This window comes from Protofrankia sp. Cj3 (genome assembly GCF_917627355.1).
GTDB lineage: Bacteria > Actinomycetota > Actinomycetes > Frankiales > Frankiaceae > Protofrankia.
Genome location: NZ_CAKJTR010000051.1, coordinates 1 through 6300 on the forward strand (window position 1 = coordinate 1; position 6300 = coordinate 6300).

At 69.3% G+C, this 6300-nt stretch carries 4 protein-coding genes and 1 pseudogene; 4 read left to right on the forward strand and 1 reads right to left on the reverse strand.

From position 1 onward, the window contains the following. Positions 1 to 430 precede the first annotated feature (430 nt). Positions 431 to 1063 (forward strand): annotated as a pseudogene (locus tag MJ783_RS23630) (hypothetical protein); the annotation flags it as partial. Positions 1064 to 1415: 352 nt separating this feature from the next. Here the strand turns inward: MJ783_RS23630 and mptB are convergent. Then, positions 1416 to 3047, reverse strand: a complete 1632-nt coding sequence (gene mptB / locus MJ783_RS09450; RefSeq protein ID WP_370651580.1) for a polyprenol phosphomannose-dependent alpha 1,6 mannosyltransferase MptB — start codon at positions 3045 to 3047, stop codon at positions 1416 to 1418. A 629-nt stretch (positions 3048 to 3676) separates the two neighbouring features. On the opposite strand from mptB, the gene MJ783_RS09455 reads away from it, so the two are divergent. The 3 genes from MJ783_RS09455 to MJ783_RS09465 all read left to right on the forward strand — a co-directional run. Next, complete coding sequence (locus MJ783_RS09455; protein WP_370651581.1) at positions 3677 to 5197, forward strand: hypothetical protein; 1521 nt, start codon at positions 3677 to 3679, stop codon at positions 5195 to 5197. Positions 5198 to 5334: 137 nt separating this feature from the next. Then, positions 5335 to 5607 carry a hypothetical protein gene (locus tag MJ783_RS09460; RefSeq protein ID WP_239310006.1) on the forward strand — a complete coding sequence of 91 codons (273 nt, stop codon included), beginning with the start codon at positions 5335 to 5337 and terminating at the stop codon, positions 5605 to 5607. Between the two features lie 289 nt (positions 5608 to 5896). Beyond that, positions 5897 to 6300: hypothetical protein (locus MJ783_RS09465; protein WP_239310007.1), on the forward strand; the 404-nt coding region annotated here is incomplete at its 3' end.

Genomic DNA, 6300 nt, shown 5'->3' on the forward strand with positions numbered 1-6300 from the left:
AGGCGTTGCACGGGGGAGGCGGTCTACCGTCCTGATCGTGCGGACGGTAGATATCCGCCCCGCAAGGGCGACACCGCGATGGTCTGGTCGGCGGCCGGGGAACGGGTCTACGGACCATCCTCCAGGCTGCGTGGACCGCGCCCGCGGGCGGCTGGAATCGGCGCTGCGACTGTGTCGGGCCGCGTGGCTCGAGCCGTGGACGGCCCGGCAGATCTGGCTGTTCTGGCTGGTCAGCCGGCTACTTCTGATTACCTTGGCCATCGCGGTGAAGGTGCTGGGTGCCCAGCATGGCGTGCTTGGCGATGTTCGGCTCTATGACCGGTGGGGCGGTGATCTGGTCCATGGCTGGGGTCTGCCGGTCACCGACGAACGTTGGCAGTACCCTCCCGCCGCGGCCGTCGTGCTGGCCATCCCGTCCGCGCTGGAGGCGGTGACCAGGTTCCCGTACGGCGTCGGCTTCTTTTTGATGATTCTCGCGTCGGACGCGGCAATCACCGCCATCGTCGCTCGCCGTTCGGTGTCGGCGGCCCGGTTCTGGCTGATCGGGATCTGCGGGCTCGGCCCGGTCACGATGGCGCGCTTCGACATGGTGCCGGCACTACTGACCGTGGCGGCTGTTGCGGCACTGAGTGGGCCGAGCGGAGGCGGCCGGGGAAACTGGGGCAGGGCCGGCCTGGCGGTGGGTCTCGGCACCGCGGTCAAGGTGTGGCCGGTGCTGCTGTTGCTCGCGCTGGGCGCGCCGGGTTCGGGCAGACGCCTGGCCCGGTTGTCGCCCCATCCTGCCCTGTTGCGTTTGGTGGCTGGGATGGCGGGAGCGGCTGCGCTGGTCACGGGGGTGCTGTTCGCCGCCGGCTGGTGGCGGGACGCCTTCGGTTTCCTGGACGCGCAGAAGGCCCGCGGCTTGCAGGTCGAGGCTGTCGCCGCGACTCCGTTCGTCCTCGCGCACATGGTCGGGTTGCATGCCGGGCCGGTGTATGCCTGGGGGGCATTGCAGTTCGGATCCGACGCGGCGCAACTGGTGGCAACGGCCTGTTCGTTTGTGGAGGTTGTGGTCGTGCTGGCCGCGGTCGCGCGGTGGTGGCTGCCTCGGCCGTCCCGTGGCCGCGAAGAAGCTCGGATGGCGAGCGACCCTGCGGATCGCATGCTGGCGCTTTTGCTGGTCGTGCTCGTGACAAGCCGGGTGCTCAGCCCGCAGTATCTGGTGTGGGTACTGGCCGTCGCCGCCTGCCGCCCGCTGTTGTCCGGCCAGGCCGTATCAGCGGGGCACCATGTGGGTGACCCGCGTCGCCGGGTCACCGCCGGTCTGCTGGCCACGTGCCTGCTCTCGTTCGTGGTCTACCCGGTCCGCTATGAGGACGTCATCCAGGGCAGGGTTGTCGCGAGCCTGCTGTTGGTCGCTCGCAACGGTCTGCTTCTCATCGTCTGCTGGTACGCCGTCCGCGCCGCTTGGCCGCTGCCCTGGCGAGAGGTACGACGATCATGGTGGTGGACGCGGCCAGCGCCGCGGCGGCCAGCACCGTGTGTCCGGGCGGACGTGCCCGGTCCAGCAGGGCCCAGGTCGGAGCCAGCGAGGCGAGCGATGTCAGACAGAGGGTCACCGATATGAAGATCATAATTCGGCGCGGTGTGTGTGCGCCGGTTATGGCGATCATGATTGCCAGGGCTGGGAGGGCCAGCGCCAGATACCAGGGATAGAGAACCGGGCTGCCCAGGGCCACGGCGATGCCGCCGACGCCGACGATGGCGATATCGTCCGGGGCTCGTCCGGCAGGCCCGTCCGTCGACGGGCTGAGCCAGGCCCGCCCCAACAGCCATGCGACGACAGCGGCGGCCACGAGCAACGACAGCATTCGGCAGCCAGCGAGGGCCGCGTCGGCATGGCCGCCGAGACCCAGCAGCCGCAGCGGTGGGGAGATCAGGTGGGCGAGCAGCGTGGCCGGGGCGATGCCGGTCCGCAGTGTGCCAGAGGTGGCCAGCGCCGCGATCCAGGTGGGGCCGAAGCCGGCCATGACCATGCTGGCCGCGGCCGTGGCCGTGGCCACCGCGAGGTCAAGGAGCGCGCCCGCCGCCGCGGCGGCGCTGCCCGTGGCGCGCCGGGGCGCATCGGTCCTGGCGGCTGCGTCGGAGCCAGTCATGATCTGTTCACGAAGGTGGAGGAGGAGCAGCACGACGAGACCGAGGAAGGCGGTCGCCTTGACCGTACCGGCCAGGCAGGCAAGGGCGACAGCACCGGCCCGGCTCACGGTCGGACCGATCGCGAATCCAGCTGCCCGGTCCCGTTGCCGTTGGATTTCCCAGCGGCGCCGGTGGCGGTCGAGCACGAGCGCCGTGACTGTCAGCGCGCCGGCCAACGCGTCCAGGTGCGCTCCGCCGATCAGATGGATGACGGTGACCGGGTTGCAGGCGAGCAGGGCGAGTACCAGCCCGGTCCGCTGGTTGCGGGTCCGCCGGGGCAGCAGGCGGGGTGTCAGCGTCACCAGCGCCACCACCGAGATCACGGCGACGAGGCGCAGCAGGAGCACGGCGCCGATCGGACCAGTGCCGAACAGCGCCGCACCGAGCGCCGCGGCCGTCTTCTCGACGAACACGGCTGTCCCCCCGTAGGGGGCATGGGTTTCGCGCCAGCGTGGATCCACGGCGGCCACGAAGGCGTCCAGGTGGGGGCCGAACGCGCGCAGCGCCGAGATGCCGTGTGTCGCCGGGTCCAGCCCGTGGCGGGCAAGCTCGCCCTGACCGGCATAGGCGTAGACGTCCCGGCTGAACAGCGGCGGGCCGAGAGCGAACGGCAGGCTCCAGGCGAACGAGGCGACAGCCAGGCGGGATGGCGCGAGGACCGCGCGGGTGGTCGCACGGATCAGGATGCACCAGGACAAACACAGCATGATTACACCGAGGGCCGCGATCGGGGCCAGCCAGCCCCGGGTAACGTCAGGCGGCGCGCTGGATGGGAGGATCCCCCACCAGGACGAGGGATTGAGCGTGTCCGGGTTACGCGGACCGAGCCGGGCTTCGGCGAGGACGGTGGTAACCGCCGCGACAGTGCCCATCAGCGTCGGGCATACGGTGGGTGCATGAAACGGGCCGATACGCGGACGAAACCGCCGATTGGGTCTTCGTTGCCCCCGGCCGATGGCGCCGCCGGGGGTCCGGACCGGCGCTGACCGGGTAGTTCCGGTCAGCGGGTTCCCAGACGTTGGACAGTGGGAGGTGTCGGGTGGGTCTGCTCGGCACCATCCTGCGCGGACGGGGGCCGCACGGACATCGGCTCGGGGGACGTCGGCCCTGGGAAGGCCGGTCGCGGGACGGGTATCGCGAGGAGCATCCCGCCGGCTACCCCGACGAGCGTTGTGAAACCGTGTCACGTGAAACCGCGGTACACGGAACTGCGGTACACGGAACTGCGGTACACGGAACTGCGGTACACGGAACTGCGGTACGCCGAATCGTGACAGAGCGGTCGCTGACGGGTGAACCCGGACCACCGGTGACGCGCTCCTTCCCAACGGTTTTTCTCCCGTTCCGGCGGGCGGGGACATCCCGGGCGGGGACCTCCGCCGTCGGGCCCCGCTTCGTCGGGTTGGTGGGCGAGGGGCCTCGGCATCGGGCGGTCCGGGGCGTTCTCGCCGCCGCATCGGCCATCGTCGAGGTGCTCCGGCGCCGACCATGGCTGATCACTATGCTGCTGTGCGGGCTGTCGTTGGCGCTTGGGCTCACCGGCCCGGACACCCCCGCTCAGGAATATCGAGTGTGGCTGTTCAAGCACGGTGGTGCCACCCTGTGGGACGATCAGTGGTACGGCGGGCATACCGTACCTGGCTACAGCGTGCTCTTCCCTCCGCTGGGTGCGCTGTTCGGGGTGCAGGTGCTGGGCTGCCTGGCCGGTGTGGCGTCCACGATGATCGCGACGCGGCTGCTGCGCGGGCCCGGCCGGGCGCACGGTCACGACCTGGCCCTGGTCTGGTTCGCGGTCGCCACAGTGGCGAACCTCGTCGTCGGGCGGATGCCGTTCGCCCTCGGGATGGCCTTCGGCGCGCTCGCGCTGCTCGGCGTGCGTGAGCGCCGGATGACGGCCGCGTGGGTGGGCGCGATCGGTTCGTCGCTCGCCTCACCGCTCGCCGGTGGGTTCGTGCTGCTGGCTGGGCTTGCCCTGGTCGGCACACTCGACCGGCGTCGAGTGCTGCCGCTGGCCGGGGCAGCGAGCGGCATCCTCGTCGCTCTGCTGTTTCCCGAACACGGTGTGCAGCCGTTTCCGGCGCTGACGTTCCTGTCGCTGCTCGCGCTGATCGCGGCCGGGCTGGTCGTCGTCCCGAAGAAGGAGGTGGCGATCCGGCGCGGCCTGGGGCTGTGGGCTGTTTCCGCGGCTGTCTTCTTTTTCGTCCCGACACAGATCGGCGGGAACATCGCCCGGCCCGCGACCCTGCTCGCGGGCCCGGTCGCGGCGATGCTGCTGGCCCGCCGGCCACGGGTACTGCTTGTTGTCGCGATACCGTTGATCGGTTGGCAGATCGGCCCGGTGCACGGTGCGCTGGCCACCTACGGGGACGCTTCCGGCCAGGGCAGCTACTACTCCGGCCTGCTCGACTATCTTGATCATGGCCCGGTGGCGGCGGGCCGGGTGGAGGTCCCGTTCACCCGCGCGCATTGGGAGGCCTCCTTCGTCGCGCCGCACGTCCCGCTGGCCCGCGGCTGGGAACGGCAGCTCGACATGAAGTACAACTCGCTGTTCTACGACGGCACCCTCGCCCCCGACACCTACCACCAGTGGCTGCTTGAGCGCGGCGTCCGGTTCGTGGCCCTGCCGGATGTGGAACTGGATTCCTCCGCCGTCGAGGAGGCGAAGCTGCTCGCGGCCGGGCAGCCCTACCTGGAGCTCGCGTGGTCGGACGCGCACTGGAAGGTCTGGCTGGTCGCCGATGCGCCCGGCCTCGTGCGGGGGCCGGCGAGCCTGACCGAGCTCGGGGTCAGCTCACTCGCGGTGGACTTCTCCGCACCCGGGATGGCGACCGTCCTCGTCCACTTCACGCCATACTGGCAACTGGATGACGGCCACGAGGCCTGCGTGTTCCAGGCCGCGGACGGCTGGACGGGCATCCTCACCGACTCGCCGGGGCCTGTGCGGCTGTCCGCCCGCCTGACCGTCAGCGGTCTGACCAGGGCCAGTGCACTGGACTGCCCCGCCGACCCCCGCGTCCACTGACGGCGCTCCCGAACCGTTCGGATGTCCGGTCCTGGACACGGTACCGACGGACAACTGATTGTCCGAATTCGTTATGATGCTGACCGATCGCGCAGAGCACTTGTTCGGCGTGGTTTGTCGGCATCCGGGGGGAGAAAATGCCAGACGTCGTGGGAAACTACCGACGCATCGTCGCGCAACGCTGGCCAGGTTGGTGGGTGAACTGGCCGCTGACCAGGGTCATCGCAGTCGGTGACATCTTTGTGGCGACGTCGACCAGGCTGGTGCTGGCCGGCGCTATAGCCGGCGGAGTACACATCCGCCCTGGTACGACGATCCCCAGTTTCGAGCACGACTCGAACGGAAATGTCGAGATCGTTTTCATGCCGGCCGCCGCGGCCGGCGCCCCGGGAAACCCGTCCGCGGCCTGACCGGATGACGACATCTCCCCCGCACATGCAGCCACCTGGCGTTTCGGGCCCGGACAACCGACCCACCGCGGTCTTCGACATCCAATCCGACCCGACGAACCCGGAAAGCTACATCGTCAATCTGTATCGCTACGACGGGCGGTGCGGAGCAGGGCAGGTACGGACCCGAACACCGTTGTCGTCTGGCAGCGCATGTTTTTCCGTAGTGGATCTTCAGGCTATCCGAGACCAGCTGCCTGCGAACAGCCCGCTGCCCGGGCAGCGAAGCGACGAGACCTTCTTGTGCCGCGTGGGCGAGAGCCTGTTCGCCCTCCTCAATCGAGGTGATGTTGAGGAGGCGTGGGCTTCGTTTCAGACGAATCCGCCCCGCCGGGTGCTCCTCGCACTGCCTGCCGCACAGGATGATCCGGGCAACCTCCGTGAGCTGCCATGGGAGCTGATCTACGGAGATGGGCCGGCTGGCGACGGCCTCTCCGGTTTTTTCTTCCAGGACCACGAAATACCCTGGTCGTTGTGGCACCGGCACGACGGTCGATGGGCTCCCGACAGAGAGAAAGGCCCGTTGCGTGTCCTGGTCGTCGTCTGTGAGCCGGACACGCCTGGCCTGCTGGCGGATCAGGAAATCGTAAGCATCACAACGGGTCTTGCCACCTGGTCTGTACCGGTGCATACTGAAGTGCTGTTTAGGCCATC